This window comes from Hymenobacter sp. (assembly GCF_036388155.1).
GTDB lineage: Bacteria > Bacteroidota > Bacteroidia > Cytophagales > Hymenobacteraceae > Hymenobacter.
Map to the genome: position 1 here is coordinate 1 of NZ_DASVSI010000130.1, position 17,918 is coordinate 17,918.

Here is a 17,918-nt window from a genome sequence, read left to right on the forward strand (position 1 = left end):
AAATCGAACTGTTTAACCCGCGCTGGGGCCTTGTCCGAGAGCTGAATGCTCACGATTTCCGACTCCGAGTTGGGATTGGCTGTCAGGTAAAGCGTCTTGGTGCCTTTGGTGCCTTTGGTGAGGTCGTAGGTTTTGTCGCGGGTGATGCCCGACACGAGGAAGCGCTTGGCAAACGAAATACCCGACGCCCCGTCCAAATACACCATGTTGTACACCAGGCGGTCGTCGTTCTTATTGTACACGCCCACGTGCAGCACGTCCTTGCCCACAAAGGTTTTTTCGGCAATTTTCGTGACCATGAACGTGCCGTCGCGCTTGATGGCGATGATGTCGTCCAGGTCCGAGCAGTCGCAGATGGTGACGGCGTTTTCGTCCTTTTTCAGGCCGTAGCCCACAAAACCGTCGGCGTAGTTCACGTACAGCTTCTGGTTGGCAATGGCCACTTTCTGGGCCGTTACCACGTCGAAGGTGCGCAACTGCGTCTTGCGCTCGCGGCCGGCGCCGTATTTCTTCAGTAGCCCTTCGAAATAGTGAATGGCGTAGCGCGTCAGGTTGGCGAGGTGGTCGGCCACTTCGGCCAGCTCGGCCTCGAGTTTCTGGATGTATTCGTCGGCTTTGAAACCGTCAAATTTCGAGATACGCTTGATGCGAATTTCGGTCAGACGCGTCAGGTCGTCTTCCTCGATGGGGCGGCGGAGCACAATGCGCGAGTCGTCGGCCTTGGCCTTCTCCCCTTCTATGCGCACGAACTTCTTCAGGCCCTTGTCAATCGTTTCGAGAATCTCGGCCCACGTTTCGCACTCCTCAATTTTGCGGTAAATGCGGTTTTCAATGAAGATTTTCTCCAGCGAGGCGTTATGCCACTTTTCCCACAGCTCGTCCTGGCGGATTTCCAGCTCGCGCTCCAGCAGGCGCACCGTGGCTTTGGTGCTTTGGCGCAGCACGTCTTCCACGCCCACAAAACGGGGCTTGTCGCCGATGATGACGCAGGTATTGGGCGAGATGCTGATTTCGCAGTCGGTGAAGGCGTACAGCGCGTCCATGGTCAGGTCGGGCGAGACGCCGGCGGGCAGCTGCACCTGGATTTCCACGTCAGCGGCCGTGTTGTCGACCACTTTCTTAATCTTGATTTTGTTGGCTTCCGAGGCCTTCACGATGCTTTCCATGAGCGCCGTGGTGGTGGAGCCATAAGGAATGTCGCGGATGACGAGCAGCGTTTTGTCGACCTTCTCGATGGTGGCGCGCAGGCGGATTTTGGAGCCGCGCATGCCCGAGTTGTAGTTGCTCACGTCGCAGAGGCCGCCGGTCGAGAAGTCCGGAAACAGCTGCACTTCCTTGCCCCGCAGCACGTCGATGCTGGCCTTGCACAGCTCGCGGAAGTTGTGGGGCATAATCTTGGTGCTCAGGCCCACGGCAATGCCTTCCACGCCCTGCGCGAGCAGCAGCGGAAACTTGACCGGCAGCGTGGTGGGCTCGCGCTTGCGGCCGTCGTAGCTCAGCTGCCACTCGGTGGTGTCGGGGTTGAACACCACGTCGAGGGCAAACTTGCTCAGGCGGGCCTCGATGTAACGGGGGGCCGCCGCACCGTCGCCGGTGCGCACGTCGCCCCAGTTGCCCTGGGTTTCGATGAGCAAGTCTTTCTGGCCGAGGTTCACCATGGCGTCGCCGATGCTGGCGTCGCCGTGCGGGTGGTACTGCATGGTCTGGCCGATGACGTTGGCCACTTTGTTGAAGCGGCCGTCGTCCATCTCCTTCATGGCGTGCAGAATGCGCCGCTGCACGGGCTTGAGGCCGTCTTCAATGGCCGGCACGGCCCGCTCCAGAATAACGTACGAGGCATAGTCCAGAAACCAGTTCTGGTACATGCCCTTCACCGTGGCCACGTCGTGAATGGTTTCGCCGGGCGCAAACTTGGGCTCTTCCTCGGTTTCGGGTTCGGGCACGGTATCGGCGGCCACGTGCACGGTGGGCAGGGCGCCAAACAAGTCGCTGCTCACCGCCACAGTCACGTCAGACTCCGGGGCGGCTTGGTCAGCAAAACCGGCTTCTTCTTCAGCGTCAGCCGCCGCGTTGGGCGAAAAAGCCGTGAGGTCAAAATCTACCGAGTCGCCGGGCTGGAGATAGTTTTGGTCGGGAGCGTCGGAAGCAGGAGTATCGAGAGTAGCCACTGGAAAACGAGAGAGGTCGGCGGAGTGCCGTCAAAAATACCGGAAACAGCGCGGAGCGCAACAAAATACAATGGTAACCGAAGACAAAAGGTTCCCAAAATATTTAGCCCATTCGATTTACATCAAACCGATAGCAGAAGACGATTATCTGTCTTAACAACCCAAATTACCGTAATTATTGTCGATTTTCAAGCTAATTAAAATAGTTTGTTGCGCTAAATATTGGCAAGGTTCAAGCTCGGCATTAGGCTGCGAAGAATCCAAACGAAAAAAGCCCGCACCAATGGCGCGGGCTTTTCCGTGGAATTTGCCGACCAGTCTACCCCTGGCCGGCGGTTCAAACCTACACAAAAAAATAATCATCCCCAAACAACAAACATTAAATCCCTTCTATTTATGATGCTTCAAATGAAGCTTATCGCGGCTGTTGTCGCTGAATTTTACTTACTTTTAGCTCAATGGACGAAGCTATTCCTGCGTGCTACATACAGCCGCGGTATGTAACGGAAATAAGAGCAAAAGCCCCAACCGGAGGGTTCGGCTGGGGCTTATGCTCTTATTTCAGCACGCTGACGACGGCCGTTTAAGCCAGGTCTTCTTCAAGGACTTCGGCCACCGGGAGCACGTCGGAAGTGATGAGGTCTTTTTCCAGGCGTAGATTGTCGATGATGAATTCCTGCCGGGCGGGCGTGTTTTTGCCCATGTAATAGGTCAGCACCTGCTGGATGCTGCGGTCCGACTGCAGGATGACGGGCTCGAGCTTGATGTTTTCGCCGATAAACTTGCCGAACTCCTCCGGCGAAATCTCGCCCAAGCCTTTAAAGCGCGTGATTTCGGGGTTGCGGCCCAGCTTGCGCATGGCGTTCTGTTTTTCCTGCTCGTTGTAGCAATAGATGGTTTCCTTCTTGTTGCGCACCCGGAAAAGCGGCGTTTCCAAGATAAACACGTGGCCGTTGCGCACCAGGTCGGGGAAGAACTGCAGGAAGAACGTGAGCAGCAGCAGGCGGATGTGCATGCCGTCGACGTCGGCGTCGGTGGCCACCACCACGCGGTTGTAGCGCAGGTGCTCGATGCCTTCCTCGATGTTGAGCGCGTGCTGGAGCAGGTTGAGCTCTTCGTTCTCGTACACGATTTTCTTTTTCAGCCCAAAGCAGTTCAGCGGCTTGCCGCGCAGGCTAAAGACGGCCTCCAGCTCCACGTTGCGGCTCTTGGTGATGCTGCCCGAAGCCGAGTCACCCTCGGTGATGAAGAGCGTGGTGAGCAGCTCTTTTTCGGCGCCGTCCTTGGCGTTTTCGCCCAGGTGGAAGCGGCAGTCGCGCAGCTTGCGGTTGTGCAGGTTAGCCTTTTTAGCGCGCTGATTGGCTAGCTTTTTCACGCCGGCCATGTCCTTGCGCTCCCGCTCGCTCTGCTCGATGCGCTTGCGCAGGTCCTCCGCTACTTTCGGATTTTTGTGCAGGTAATTGTCGAGGTTGTCTTTGACAAAATCGACGATGAAGCCGCGCACCGTGGGGCCGTCCTCGCCCATGTTCACCGAGCCCAGCTTGGTCTTGGTCTGGCTTTCGAACACGGGCTCCTGCACCCGCACCGAAATGGCCGCAATGATGCTGGCCCGGATGTCGGCAGCGTCATAATCCTTCTTGTAGAACTCGCGCACGGCTTTAACCACTGCTTCACGGAAAGCCGCTAAGTGCGTACCTCCCTGCGTGGTATACTGGCCGTTGACGAACGAGTAGTACTCCTCGCCGTAGTCGTTGCCGTGCGTCATGGCCATCTCAATGTCTGGCCCTTTCAGGTGGATGATGGGGTAGCGGATGTGCTCCACGTCGGCCTTGCGGGCGAGCAAATCGAGCAGGCCGTTTTCGGAGTAGTACTTCTGACCGTTGAAGTTGATGGTCAGGCCCGCGTTGAGGTAGACGTAGTTCCAGATTTGATTTTCGAGGTACTCCGGGATGAAGCGGTAGTTCTTGAAAATTGTGTCGTCGGGCTGGAACACGACCAAGGTGCCGTTGCGCTGGCTGGTTTTTTGGGGCTTGGGGTCGCTCACGAGCTTGCCCTGGGCAAACTCGGCCGACTTCATCACGCCTTCGCGCACGCTTTGCACCAGGAAGTAGCCGCTGAGCGCGTTCACCGCTTTGGTACCTACGCCGTTCAGGCCCACAGACTTCTGGAAAACCTTGGAGTCGTACTTGCCGCCGGTGTTGATTTTGCTCACCACGTCGACCACCTTGCCCAGGGGAATGCCCCGGCCGTAGTCGCGCACCTGCACCTTAGAATCGGAAATCTTGATGTCGATGGTGCGGCCGTGGCCCATGACGTGTTCGTCGATGCAGTTGTCGACCACTTCCTTTACCAATACGTAGATGCCGTCGTCGTAAGCAGAGCCGTCGCCCAGTTTGCCGATGTACATGCCCGGTCGCAAACGGATGTGCTCGCGCCAATCGAGCGAGCGAATGCTGTCTTCGTTGTAGCCGTGGTCGGCGGCTTTGACGGTCGGTTCTGAGACTTCGGTAAGTAGTTCGTCGTTCATGGGGACAACTGTTCTCCAGTTTTGTGGTAAAATAACGCACAAATCGGCGGCAGGCCAAGAAATACTGCCAGCTTCTTTAGCACGTCTTCACTAATTGCATTAGTTTTTCAACGCCGCCGGGCCGGCCAGAGTTCATTCAAACGTGGCTCTTTTGGCCCAGTGGCCCCTCTCCTCTTCTCACCTCATTGGTAATCGTCTGACTTCATGTTTCCTCCCCTCATTACTCGCGGCACTCCGCGTGCCCACGCCACCCAACAAAACAGCGCGGCATCGGAAGCCAAGCTGGCGCCGGTGGTGCACTACACCTTGCTCCTGGTGGGGCTTTCGTTGCTCGTGTTCGTGCTCAGTCGCCTCGACGGCATCTTGCTGCCGCTGTTTTTTGCGGCGCTGCTGGCCACCTTGCTCCTGCCGTTGGTGAGCAAGTTGGAAAGCCGAAAATGGCCGCGGGTGCTGGCCATCATCGTGGCCATACTGCTCCTGGTGGGCGGCATTGCGGGCCTCATCATTCTATTCGGCACCCAAATCATGGACTTGCGGGCCGAATTGCCGCTCATTCAGCAAAAGCTGGTGGTTTTCTTCGACCAGGGCCAGCAGTGGCTGCACGACCGGTTTGGCATGCGCGTGATGAGCAAGGACGAGATAATTGACTCGTCGCTGAGCTCGGCCAAGAAGTCGGCGGGCGGCTTTCTGGGCAGCACCATCAGCACCACGGCGGGCGTGCTGAGCGTGGTGACGCTGATTCCCATTTACATTTTCTGCTTTCTGTACTACCGCGACCACATGCGGCAGTTCATGTTCCGGTTTGTGGCGCCCGACCGCCGCACCAGCGTGCTGCACACCATGGACAGCATTCAGAGCGTGGTGCAGGCCTACATTTCGGGCCTGCTCACGGTGATTGTGATTGTGTCGGTGCTGAACGGCATTGGGCTGCTGCTGCTCAACGTCAAGTTTGCCATCTTCTTTGCCATTTTCGCGTCGGTGCTGGCCGTTATTCCCTACATCGGCATCATGGTGGGGGCCACCATTCCGGCATTGATTACGCTGGTCGAAACGGGCTCGCCGGGCAAGGCGGCGGCGGTTGTGGGCGTGTTTGTGCTGGTGCAGTTCCTGGAAGGCAACTTCATCACGCCCATGATTACGGGCTCGAAAGTGAGCATCAATCCCATGGCGGCCATCATTGCCCTGATTTTGGGCGGCGAGCTGTGGGGCACGCCGGGTATGATTTTGAGCATTCCGCTGGTGGCCGTCATCAAGGTGGTGCTGGACGCCAACAAGTCGACCGAGCCCTGGGGCTTTTTGCTGGGCGACGTGACCGACGGCGAAGACACCAAAAAGGACCGGTCGGACAACAAACCGAGCGTGCTGGGCAAAGCCTGGCACATGCTCAAGCGCATTTAACGGCGGGAGCTAGCCCGTATTTTTTGCAACCACTTGGCGGGCATTGCAGTATAGATAGGCACAACCTTTCTTCCACTAAAACTTTCTTCCGTTATGGCCACGCCAAATGAGAACACCGCCCGCGCTTACAACGACCTCGTTGAAATCAACAAAACCGGCGCCAAAGGCTACCAAGAAGCCGCCGAAGGCGTAAGCAACCCCCAATTGAAATCGGAATTGAGCCGCCTCTCGCAGCAGCGCGCCCAGTTTGCTTCGGAACTGACGTCGCAGGCCAGCCAATATGGCCTGAATGTGACGGACGGCAACACCGTGGAAGGTGTGCTGACGGACGCCGCCGCCGCCGTGCACCACGGCTGGATAAACATCAAATCAGCCATCACTGGCCAAAGCGATACCGCCATTCTGGGCGAGTGCGAAACCGGGGACTCGGTAGCCCTGAAAGCCTACGAAACCGCGCTCTCGGCTGACTTACCGATGCAGGCCAAGAGCATCATCGAGCAGCAGCGCAGCGAGATTCTGAACGCCAAGAACATGGTAACCCAGATGAAAGGCCAGGTGAAATAATGGTTAATGGTCAACGGTTAGTGGTCAATAAACTGCTTGCTACTACCCTTTAAACACTAGCCGCTAATCATTAAAAAAGGCAGCCCTGCGGGCTGCCTTTTTTGTGCAACCTTCTGCCGGGCTAAATTTGTTAGCTTTCCGACCGACCACCTTCCCGCGCCGCTACTTGTACGCCATCATCGACCTTGAGACCACCGGCGGGCAGCCCACCCAGGACCGCATCACCGAAATCGCCATCTACATTCACGACGGCGAGAAAATCGTGGACGAGTACGCCACGCTGCTGAACCCCGGGCGCGCGATTCCGCCCTTTATCACGCAGCTCACGGGCATTACCAACGACATGGTGAGCGACGCGCCCAAGTTCCATGAGGTGGCCCGCAAGGTGGTGGAGATGACCGAAGGCTGCGTGTTTGTGGCCCACAACGTGCGCTTCGACTACTCGTTTCTGAAAAAGGAATTTGCCGACCTGGGCTACAACTACTCGCGCAAGACGCTGTGCACCGTGCGCCTGAGCCGCTCGCTCATTCCGGGCCAGCCGAGCTACAGCCTCGGCAAGCTGTGCCAGAACATTGGCATTCCGCTGGAAAACCGGCACCGCGCCGCCGGCGACGCGCACGCCACCGCCGTGCTGTTTGGCCGCCTGCTGAAGATTACGCAGGACAGCGAAACCGTGCCGCACGGCACCGACACCAGCCACACCCTGGCCCGCGTGGACGCGCTGGCCCCCGCCGGCCGCCGGCCCGATGGCACCAAAAGTCCCAAGCCCAAGCGCGTGGCCGCCATGCAGGAGGCCATCCGCACGGCGCTCATTCCGCCGCTGGTGTCGCCGGAACTGGTGGCCAGCCTGCCCCAGGCCACGGGCGTGTACTACTTCCACAACAAGGCCGGCGAGGTGATTTACGTGGGCAAGTCCATCAACATCTACAAGCGCATTCAGCAGCACTTTGCCGTGGACGTGAAGTCGCGCAAGAGCCTGGAGTTCAAGAATTCCATTGCCGACATTACCTGGGAGCTGACCGGCTCGGAGCTGGTGGCCCTGTTGTACGAGTCGCACCTCATTAAGCAACTCAAGCCGGCCTACAATCGGGCCCAGCGGCGCTCGGTGTTTCCGGCCGGCATCTATTTGCGGGTTGATGAACAAGGGTACAAGCGCCTCGCCTACGGCCGGGCTGACGCTCGCAACGCCGAAGTGCCCATCATCGCGCTGGGCAATCAGTTTAAGGCCCAGGGGTTTTTGTACCACAAAGTGGCCAAGTACAACCTGTGCCAAAAGCTGTGCGGCTTGTACAAAACGCCGGGCGGCTGCTTCGACTACCAAGTACACCGCTGCCAGGGCGCCTGCGTGGGCCTCGAGCCGCCGGAGAGCTACAACCTGCGCGTGGACGAGGCCATCGACAGCATCAGCTACGAGCACGAAACCTTTGTGGTGATTGGGCCGGGCCGCACGGAGTTGGAAAAGAGCATTGTGCTGGTGGAGAATGGCCGGTACCGCGGCTTCGCGTACGTCGATGAGTCGTTTTCGGCGCGCAAGCTGGCCGACTTCCGCGACGTCATTCAACCTTACACCGATAACAAGGACATTCAGCAGATTATCCGGCAGCACCTGCGCACCAAGCGCAAGGGCGAGCGGGTGAAGGTTTTTGGGTAGGTTAATCCCCTAGTTTGTGGTTGAGCGCGTGCACTAGTAGGGCATGTACCGGCTGATGCGGTCCTTTCTGGCGCCTCCGTATTTGTCCCAGGTGCTTTTTGGGTAAATACGTATTTCAGACGGGCAACACGGATAAGGACAACCAATAGCGGGGGGGCGAGTAAGAATTGAAGTCGGTAAATGCCGCACTTGGGCTCTACTGCCCGGTAAGCGCGGCCGTAGACCGACAACCATTCCTTCCTTTCCACCTTACCTTCTTTCCTATGTTAGCTATGGATTTCCGGGGCCCCAAAAGGGTCCGCGCGGTTCAGAAGCCGATGCCCGAAATCAAGCATCCCGAGGATGCCATTGTGCGGGTCACGCGGTCGTGTATTTGCGGTTCCGACCTGCACTTGTATAACGGCAACGTGCCAGATACCCGCGTCGGCACGACGTTTGGGCACGAATTCATTGGCGAAATCGTGGAAATCGGGTCCGAAGTGACCGAAGTGCAGGTGGGCGACCGCGTGATGGTCCCCTTCAACATTGCCTGTGGCCGCTGCATTTTCTGCAAGCAGGGCATGTTCGGCAACTGCCACGAGTCCAACTCGGAAGCCACGGCCGTAGGCGGCATCTTTGGCTACTCTCACACCGCCGGCGGCCACCAAGGCGGGCAGGCCGAGTACGTGCGCGTGCCCTACGCCAATTTTGGCCCCACCATTATTCCGGAAGGAATGAGCCTCGACGACGCCGTGATGCTCACCGACGTGACGCCCACCGGCTACCAGGCCGCCGAAATGGCGGGCATTCAGCCCGGCGACACGGTGGTGGTATTTGGCGCGGGCCCCGTGGGCATTATGGCCGCGCGGTGCTGCTGGCTGTTCGGCGCGGGCCGCGTCATCATTCTCGACCGGTACGACTACCGGCTGGAGTTTGCCAAGAACTTCGCCAAGTGCGAAGCCTACAACTTCGAAACCGACATGGATGACCCGGTGGTGTTTCTCAAGAAACAAACCGACTGGATTGGACCGGATGCCTGCATCGACGCCGTGGGCGCCGAGGCCACCGGCAACCTGATGCAGACGATTACGGGGCGCAAGACGCTGCTGCAGGCCGGTTCGGCCACGGCGGTGCATTGGGCCATTAACTCGGTGCGCAAGGGCGGCGTGATTTCGATTGTGGGCGTGTACGGCCCCACCGACAACCTCGTGCCCATTGGCAACGTGCTCAACAAGGGCCTCACCATTCGGGCCAACCAAGCGTCGGTGAAGCGGCACCTGCCCCGGCTCATCGAGCACGTGATGAGCGGGGTACTCAAGCCCAGCGAGCTCATCACCCACCGCATTCCGCTGGAAGAGGTGGCCGACGGCTACCGCCTTTTCTCGGCTAAGCTTGACAATTGCATCAAGCCCGTGCTCATCCCCTCAACCGCCAACAGCTAAGCCCACGCCTCATGGAAAAGACAGCAGCAGATTTTGCCCACATCCCGGGCTGGGGCATCGACGCCGACCCCAAAAACGAACCCACCTACCCCAACCGCCACCGGACCGGCCAGGAACACGACGGCTACACGTGGCAACGGCCCACCCAACAGGTGCCCGACCACGAAGTTCTCCACTCCATTGAGCGGCCCAACCTGTCGGCCGTGGTGGGCAACGCACCCGCGCCTACCGGCCTGAGCGGCATGATTCGGCGGTTTGCTTTCAAGTTCAGCGAAAACGAGTACCTGCACTGGCTTCCGCTGCTTGCGGCCGACAAAATCAACGTCGTGGAAGGCATTATTGAAGACATTTCGAAAGGCACGGTGCCCAACATCTGGGCCGAGAAAGGCTACAACGCCCAGTGGAAGCACGACCTCAGCGGCATGCTGGTCAAGATTGCCACCGCGGCGGCCGTAACCGCTGGCTTGGTGTACCTCGCCTTGCCCAAGAACGGACGTTCGCACAAAGCCAGCGCCACTGGCAAATACAAATCGGCCAGCAAGCCCCGCATGGTGAGCCTGTAAAAGCGAAAAGCCTTAACCGCAATAAAAAAGCCGGCCCATATGGGCCGGCTTTTTTATTGCGGTTTACTAAACAAGTAAACAACCACTAGACTTAAAAAACGTCATGCTGAGCGGAGTCGAATCATCTCGCGTGGGGAAGTAAGTAGTTTTCCGAGGCGAGATGTCTCGGCTGCGCTCGACATGACGGCTAAGAAGTACGGGCATTGCTGTGCGGGCACTTAGCTGTCATTGCGTTTATTTCTTGCCCGCTAATATCTCATCCACCACCAGCGGGTCGAGCAGGGTGGTCACGTCGCCGAGGTTGCTGGTTTCGCCTTCGGCCACTTTGCGCAAGATGCGGCGCATGATTTTGCCGGAGCGGGTTTTGGGCAGGCCCGACACGAGCTGAATTTTGTCGGGCTTGGCGATGCGGCCAATCTGGGCCACCACGGCCTCGATGATGCTGGCTTCGGTGCGCTGGATGTCGAGGTCTGTGGTAGGCACGCCGTGCTGACAAATGACGTAGGCGTAAATGCCCTGCCCTTTCACATCGTGCGGGTAGCCCACCACGGCGCTTTCCACCACAAACTCGCTTTCGTTGATGGCATTCTCAATCTCGGCCGTGCCGAAGCGGTGGCCCGATACATTGATGACGTCGTCGACGCGGCCAATGATGCGGTAGAGCCCGTTTTCGTCGCGCCGGGCACCATCACCGGTGAAATAGTAGCCGGGGTAAGGCTGGAAATAAGTCTGGCGGGCGCGCTCGTGGTCGCCCCAAGTCGTGCGGATAACGCCCGGCCAGCTGGCCTTGATGGCGAGGTAGCCCTCCTGGTCGTTTCCTTCGATTTCGGTGCCGTCTTGGTTGAGCAGCACCGGCTGCACGCCGGGCAGCGGGAGGCCCGCCCGGGCCGGCACCGAAGGCGTGATGCCGGCCAGGGCCGAAATCATGATGCCGCCGGTTTCGGTTTGCCACCACGTGTCCACGATGGGGCAGCGGCCTTTGCCCACGTGCTGGTGGTACCAGTGCCAGGCTTCCTCGTTGATGGGCTCCCCCACCGACCCCAGGATGCGCAGGCTGCTGAGCGAGTAAGCCAGCACATGGTCGAGCGGCGCGGCCATGAGGGAGCGAATGGCCGTGGGCGCGGTGTAAAAAACGGTGACGTAATGCTTGTCAATCACCTCCCAGAACCGGCCCGGCGACGGGAACGTGGGCACGCCCTCGAACATGAGCGTGGTGCTGCCAGCCAGCAGCGGGCCGTAGAGGCCATAGGTGTGGCCCGTGACCCAGCCCAGGTCGGCGGTGCACCAGTACACGTCGTTTTCTTCAATCTGAAACACGTTGCGGAACGTGTAGTCGGCCCACACCATGTAGCCGGCTTGGGTGTGCACCACGCCCTTGGGCTTGCCGGTGCTGCCGCTGGTGTAGAGGATGAACAGCGGGTCTTCGGCGGCCATCTCGACGGCGGGGCATTCCTTTTCTACGTCCCTCACTTCCTCGTGGTACCACACGTCGCGGCCGTTGCGCCACTGCACGGGCCAGCCGGTGTGCTCCACCACAATGACGCGGCGCACCGAGGGGCAATGCAGCAAGGCTTCATCGACCACGCTTTTCACGGGAATTTGCTTGGCGCCGCGGTTCAGGCCGTCGGCCGTGAGCACGAAGGCGGCATCAGCGTCGTTGATACGGTCGGCAATGGCGGTGGCCGAAAAGCCGGCGAATATCACGCCGTGCACCGCGCCTATCCGGGCACAAGCCAGCACGGCCACCGCCAGCTGCGGAATCATGGGCAGGTAGAGCACCACGCGGTCGCCCTTTTGCACGCCGTTTTTCAGGAGCACGTTGGCAAACTGGCACACCTGCTCGTGCAGCTCGCGGTAGGTCAGACGCAGGTGGCGGGTTTTGGGGTCGTTGGGCTCGAAGATGATGGCCAGCTTGTTGGCTCGCTGCGCGAGGTGGCGGTCCAAGCAGTTCTCGGTGATGTTGAGGGTGGCCCCGGCGTACCAGGTGCTGGCCCCGGCCGGCGAAAACTCGCCGCCGCGCACGGTGTCCCACTTTTTGCGCCACGTAAAGGGCTCGGCGGCGGCGGCCCAAAACCCGTCCGGGTCCTCGACGGAGTGCTGGTAATCGGCGTGGTATTCTTCGAGGGTGCGGGTGCGCGTAACAGACATGGGCGGTGAGAAGGTGAAATGGTGAAGTGGTGAATTGAAAGAGCGTCGTGCAGAGCACAGCGAAGCATATCGTTCGGGGCAACTACTTACTGATTGCACGCGAGATGCTGCGCTCTGCACGACCATTTACATTTTTATTTCGGTTTCGAAAGCTGCCCCGATGCTGCGACGGTGCATGCCGGCGCGTATTTCTTCGAGGATGAGGGGGTCGTCGATGGTGGCGGGCATGGCAAAATCTTCCCCATCGGCCAGTTGGCGCAGGGTTTTGCGGAGGATTTTGCCGGAGCGGGTTTTGGGAAGCCGTTTCACCACCAGCACCTGGCGAAAGCAGGCCAGCGCGCCAATGCGGCCCCGAACGGCCGCCACCAGTTCTTGCTCCACGGCTGCCTCTTCCACTGCCTGGCCGTCTTTCAGCACCACCAACCCCACGGGCACTTGCCCCCGGAGCGGGTCGGCGATGCCGAGCACGGCGCATTCGGCCACGGCCGGGTGCGCCGCCAGTATCTCTTCAATTTCGCCGGTGCTGAGGCGGTGGCCGGCCACGTTGATAACGTCGTCAACCCGGCCCATGATGTAGGTGTAGCCTTCGTGGTCGCGGTAGCCGCCGTCGCCGCTCAAGTAATACCCCGGGAAGGTGCTCAGGTAGGCTTGGTACCGCTCCTCATCGCGCCACAGCGTGGGGAAGCAGCCGGGCGGCAGCGGCAGCTTCACGGCTACCAAGCCGGTGGTGCCGAAGGGCACCGGCTGCCCGCTTTCGTCGAGAATCTGCACATTGTAGCCCGGCACGGGGTGGCCGGCGCTGCCCGCGCGGGGCAGCGGCATTCCTTCCAGCCCTGTCAGGGTGGCCAGCATGGGCCAGCCCGACTCGGTTTGCCACCAGTGGTCGACCACGGGCACGCCCAGTAGCTGTTGGGCCCACTCGTAGGTGGCGGGGTCGCACCGCTCGCCGGCCAGAAAGAGGTGGCGCAGGCCGCCAAGGTCGTACTGGCGGGCGAGGGCGCCGTCGGGGTCTTCCTTCTTGATGGCCCGAATGGCCGTGGGCGCTGTGAACATCACTCGCGCGTGGTGCTGGTGCACAAGCCGCCAAAAGGTGCCGGCGTCGGGGGTGCGCACGGGCTTGCCTTCGAAGAGCACGCTGGTGCAGCCCCGCAGCAGCGGCCCGTACACGATGTACGAATGCCCCACAGCCCACCCAATGTCGGAACCGGTGAACATGACCTCGCCGGGGGCCAGGTCGTAAACGGCGCGCATGCTAAAGTGCAGCGCTACGGCGTGCCCACCGTGGTCGCGCACCACGCCCTTGGGCCGGCCGGTGGTGCCGCTGGTGTACAGAATGTAAAGCGGATGGGTGGCCGGCACGGGCACGGCTGGCACGGCGTCGGCTTGCAGCAGGGTTTGGTAGTCGATGTCGCGGTCCGGCCGCAGGTCGGCTGTCACAAACTCCCGCTGGCACACCACCACATGGGCGGGTTGGTGGGTGGCTTTGGCAAGGGCTTCCTCCACCAACGGCTTGTAGGGAATGACGCGGTCGAACTCCTTGCCGCCCGCCGCGCAAATGATGACCCGCGGCTGGGCATCGTCGATGCGCACAGCCAGCTCGTGCGGCGCAAAACCCCCAAACACCACCGAATGAATGGCCCCAATGCGCGCGCAAGCCAGCATGGCCACCACCGCCTCGGGCATGTTGGGCATATAGATGATGACCCGGTCGCCCACCGTGACGCCCAGGCCGCGGAGGCCGCCGGCAAAACGGGCGGTCTGGTCCAGCAGCTCGCCGTAGGTATAGGTCCGCAACGTCTCAGTAACCGGCGAGTCGTAGATGAGCGCCGCTTGCTCAGCGCGGCCCTGATGCACGTGGTAATCGAGGCAGAGGAACGAGGTGTTTAGCTCCCCGTCTCGGAACCAGGTATACGCGCCCTTATCGTCGCAGCTCAACACGTGAGTGGGCCGGGTTTTCCACAGCAGATGTGCGGCCTGGGCGCCCCAGAAACCCGCCGGGTCGGCCAGGCTGGCGGCATGGGTCGCGGCGTAAGAGCAAGCAGGTTTCATGGCGGGTGGGATGTAGCGCGGACTTTTAGTCCGCGGATGAATAGGTCGGGGCAAATCACACGCGGACTAAAAGTCCGCGCTACGCTGCGACGCCCAGCAACTCGCGCACTTTTTCCATGAGCTGGCGCGTGCTGAATGGTTTGGGAATATACAAATCGGCCCCAACTTCATAGCCGCGCTTCACGTCGGCGTCGCGGCTCTTGGCCGAGAGGAAAATGACTTTGGTGCCGGCTTGCTCGGGGTGCTGGCGCAGCTGCTGGCACACCTGGTAGCCGTCGACGTCGGGCATCATCACGTCGAGCAGCACCAAGTCGTAATGGGTGTGGGCAATGGCGGCCAGGGCCTCGGTCCCGTTGCGGGCAATGCCAACCTGGAAGCCGTTTTTGCGCATCAAAAACTCCAATGACATCACGATATTGGGCTCGTCGTCAACAATTAGAATGTGCGGCGTTTTCATATTTCATGGGTAGGCGACGAGAAGGAAGAGAGGATAGGCTAGCTTACTAATTCGGGCACTTCGGCCACGGGCAGCTCGACGTAGAAGGTGGCGCCGTGGTCGGGCTGGCTTTCCACCCACAGCCGGCCGTGGTGCAGGTCAACAATCTTTTTGGTGATGGCCAGGCCCAGGCCCGTGCCCTCGGGCTTGCGGATGGTTTGGTGGCGGGCCTGAAAGAACTTCTCGAAAATGTGCTCCTGCTCGGCGGCGGCAATGCCCTTGCCGTTGTCGGCCACCACCAGCGTGAGCACGGAAGGATGGGCGGCCGGGCGGCTGACCCCGTGGGGTTGCGCCTCACCCGTTACCTGCACCTGGATGGCCCCGGAGCCGTCGGCACGGCAGGCTTTGATGGCGTTGGAGAGCAGATTGACGAGCACCTGCATCAGGCGGTCGCGGTCGCCGGCCAGAGCAGGTAGGCCCGTGGGCAGGTCCACCGTGAGGGTGATGGATTTGTCGCGCAACAGCTGGCCCACGGCCTCCACGGCCTCTTCCAGCAGGTCAGGCACGGGCACGGGCGTCAGTTCCAGAACGGCTTGGCCGGACTCGAATTTCTCCAGGTCCAGGACCAGGGAAATGAGACGGGTCAGGCGCTCGGCCTCACGCGAAATGGTGAGCTGGAAGCGCTGCCGCTCGGCTTCTTCCAGGCCCGGATTGTCAGCCAGAATTTCGGCCAGGGCCCGAATGCTGGTCAGCGGCGTGCGCAGCTCGTGCGTCACGGTGTAGAGGAATTCGTCTTTTTGGTGGTCCAGGGCCTGCAGCTGGTCGTAGGCCGCGCGGAGTTCGTCGGTTAGGCGCTGCAACTGCCGCGACTGCTTTTGCAACTGGCGGTTGGCTTCGAGCAGCTGCTGGCTCTCTTTCAAAATGCCCACCACGTTGTCGTAGCTGATTTGCTCCGCACCCGCCACCGAGGCCACCAACATGCGGGCCGACGCAGGGCCGAGGCTGCCCGCCAGCAACTTTTCGGCGTAAGTCAGCAGGCGCGGGTCGGCGGGCGTGGCCGGCGCCAGTGACGCTTCTTGCGAGGAAGTGGCCTCGCCTTCCGGCGGCAGGGCGTCGGGAAAGCGGTTGGCGAAGGTGCGCAGGGCCTGGTTGGTGCGTTTCTTCCCCAGGAAGCCCAGCAGCAGCGCGCGCACGTCGGGGAAGGGTGTGCGGCCCTGCCAGCCGGCCACTTCTTCGGCCAGGCTGCGGCGGCTGAACACGTCCACGAATACGTCGGCCTGCCGGAGCTCCAGCGCCGTGGGCGGCTCGGCCATGGACACGCCCACGTACAAGCCAATGTTGAAGAACCAGCTCCAAAACAAGCCATGCGATAGGTAATCGAGCCCTTCGAGCCCAAACAGAGCGAATGGCCGCAAAGCCCCGATGCCGCCCACGCCCTCCGTCAGAACCGTCTCGGGCAGCCGGCCCGGGCCCACCAGCGTGGGAAGCACCAGCGTAAAAAACCACACCCCAAACCCCGCCAACAGGCCCACCGTGGCCCCGCGGCGGGTGCCGCCTTTCCAGTACAGCCCCCCTAGCACGGCGGGAACAAACTGCGCCACCGCGGCAAACGAAACCAGCCCCGTGTTCACGAGCGGCAGGGTTTTGCCCACCACCGCGTAGTAGCCGTAGGCCAGCAGCAGCACCGCTACCACGGCCAGCCGGCGGCTTTGCAACGCCACCCGGCCGAGGTAGGCAAACCACCGGGTTTGCAGCGCGGGCTGACTGGCCGGCACCCGCACCAGCAGCGGCATGAGCAAGTGGTTGCTCATCATCACGCTCAAGGCAATGGTTTCGACGATAATCATGCTGCTGGCCGCCGATAAGCCCCCCAGGTAAGTGAACAGCGCCAACCCTGACTGCCCCGCGGCCAGCGGCAGGGCCAGCACGTAGGTGTCGGCGTCGAGCCCGGTGCCGCCCAGGCGCAGCATGCCGGCAAACGCCACCGGCAACACAAACAAGTTGATGACGATGAGGTAGAGCGGAAACAGCCACATGGCCTTGCGGAGGTGGTTTTCATCCACGTTTTCCACCACTGCTACTTGGAATTGCCGGGGCAACAGCAGCACCGCCGACATGCTGAGCACCAGCAGCGTCAGCCAGGCCGCGCCGGTGGTGCCGCTGTCGCGCAGGGTAAACAACTGGCGCAGCGCGGGCACGGCCGCCGCTTGGTCGAACACGTCCGAAAACCCATCAAAAAGCCCAAACGTGACGAAGATGCCCAACGCCAGAAAAGCCACTAGCTTGAGCAAGCTCTCCACGGCCACGGCCAGCACAATGCCCTCGTGCCGCTCGGTGGCTTCCACCGAACGCACCCCGAACAGGATGGTGAACACGGCCAGGGCCCCCGTGGTGTAAAGGGCCGTGGTGGCCGCCGGCCCGCCCACGCCCGCCCCGCTCCCCGTCATGGTGACGAAGGAGGCCGCAATGGCTTTGATTTGCAGGGCAATGTAGGGCACTACGCCCAGCACGCACACGGCCGTAACCAGGGCGCCGAGCGAGGCGCTTTTGCCGTAGCGGGCCGAGATAAAGTCGGCGATGGAAGTGAGGCGCTGCTGCCGACACACCCGAATGATTTTGCGCAGCACCAGCCACCAGGCCGGGGCCAGCAGCGTGGGCCCGATGTAGATGCTCACGAACTCGAGGCCGTGGTGGGCGGCCCGCCCCACGCTGCCATAATACGTCCAGGCGGTGCAGTACACGGCCATGCTCAGGGCGTAGACGTAGGGGTTGCTCACCAAGCTTTTTCGCGCGGCCGAGCGACGCTCCGCCGCGTAGGCCACGCCAAACAGCAGGGCCAGGTAGCCAAACGAAAAGCCGATGACGAGCAGCTTGGACATGGTTTCAATGGGTGAATGGGTGAATGGGTGAATGGGTGAATGCTCGGTTTGGTATTAGTCGAGCATTCACCCATTCACCCATTCACCCATTGTCTTTGCGCAACAAATAGCTGG

At 60.8% G+C, this 17,918-nt stretch carries 11 protein-coding genes; 5 read left to right on the forward strand and 6 right to left on the reverse strand.

Going from position 1 to position 17,918, the window contains the following annotated elements; translation table 11 throughout:
* Together VF629_RS18195 and VF629_RS18200 are read right to left on the reverse strand one after the other, a co-directional pair.
* Nucleotides 1–1,943 (reverse strand): DNA gyrase/topoisomerase IV subunit A (locus VF629_RS18195; RefSeq protein ID WP_414653903.1); only part of this gene is annotated, 1,943 nt, incomplete at its 3' end.
* 808 nt (nucleotides 1,944–2,751) lie between these two features.
* On the reverse strand, nucleotides 2,752–4,695 hold the full coding sequence (locus VF629_RS18200; RefSeq protein ID WP_331059924.1) for a DNA topoisomerase IV subunit B: 1,944 nt from the start codon (nucleotides 4,693–4,695) through the stop codon (nucleotides 2,752–2,754).
* Nucleotides 4,696–4,899: 204 nt separating this feature from the next.
* Here VF629_RS18200 and VF629_RS18205 point away from each other — a divergent pair, with 204 nt between their 5' ends.
* From VF629_RS18205 to VF629_RS18225, 5 genes are all read left to right on the forward strand, one after another.
* Entirely contained in the window at nucleotides 4,900–6,093 is a 1,194-nt protein-coding gene (locus tag VF629_RS18205) for an AI-2E family transporter (protein ID WP_331059925.1), read from the forward strand.
* 93 nt (nucleotides 6,094–6,186) lie between these two features.
* Nucleotides 6,187–6,657, forward strand: a complete 471-nt coding sequence (locus VF629_RS18210) for a PA2169 family four-helix-bundle protein (RefSeq protein ID WP_331059926.1) — start codon at nucleotides 6,187–6,189, stop codon at nucleotides 6,655–6,657.
* Nucleotides 6,658–6,784: 127 nt separating this feature from the next.
* A complete protein-coding gene (locus VF629_RS18215; protein WP_331059927.1) occupies nucleotides 6,785–8,308 on the forward strand; it encodes an exonuclease domain-containing protein in 1,524 nt (507 codons plus the stop codon).
* 263 nt (nucleotides 8,309–8,571) lie between these two features.
* On the forward strand, nucleotides 8,572–9,729 hold the full coding sequence (locus VF629_RS18220; protein ID WP_331059928.1) for a zinc-dependent alcohol dehydrogenase: 1,158 nt from the start codon (nucleotides 8,572–8,574) through the stop codon (nucleotides 9,727–9,729).
* A gap of 11 nt (nucleotides 9,730–9,740) precedes the next feature.
* Nucleotides 9,741–10,292 (forward strand): hypothetical protein, encoded by a 552-nt coding sequence (locus VF629_RS18225; protein ID WP_331059929.1) that lies wholly within the window; start codon nucleotides 9,741–9,743, stop codon nucleotides 10,290–10,292.
* 234 nt (nucleotides 10,293–10,526) lie between these two features.
* Here VF629_RS18225 and acs read toward each other — a convergent pair whose 3' ends face one another.
* From acs to VF629_RS18245, 4 genes are all read right to left on the reverse strand, one after another.
* Nucleotides 10,527–12,440 carry an acetate--CoA ligase gene (acs, locus tag VF629_RS18230; RefSeq protein WP_331059930.1) on the reverse strand — a complete coding sequence of 638 codons (1,914 nt, stop codon included), beginning with the start codon at nucleotides 12,438–12,440 and terminating at the stop codon, nucleotides 10,527–10,529.
* A 126-nt stretch (nucleotides 12,441–12,566) separates the two neighbouring features.
* On the reverse strand, nucleotides 12,567–14,489 hold the full coding sequence (locus tag VF629_RS18235) for an AMP-binding protein (RefSeq protein WP_331059931.1): 1,923 nt from the start codon (nucleotides 14,487–14,489) through the stop codon (nucleotides 12,567–12,569).
* Nucleotides 14,490–14,568: 79 nt separating this feature from the next.
* Nucleotides 14,569–14,946 (reverse strand): response regulator, encoded by a 378-nt coding sequence (locus VF629_RS18240; RefSeq protein ID WP_331059932.1) that lies wholly within the window; start codon nucleotides 14,944–14,946, stop codon nucleotides 14,569–14,571.
* 38 nt (nucleotides 14,947–14,984) lie between these two features.
* Nucleotides 14,985–17,804 (reverse strand): sensor histidine kinase, encoded by a 2,820-nt coding sequence (locus VF629_RS18245; RefSeq protein WP_331059933.1) that lies wholly within the window; start codon nucleotides 17,802–17,804, stop codon nucleotides 14,985–14,987.
* Nucleotides 17,805–17,918: the final 114 nt, after the last annotated feature.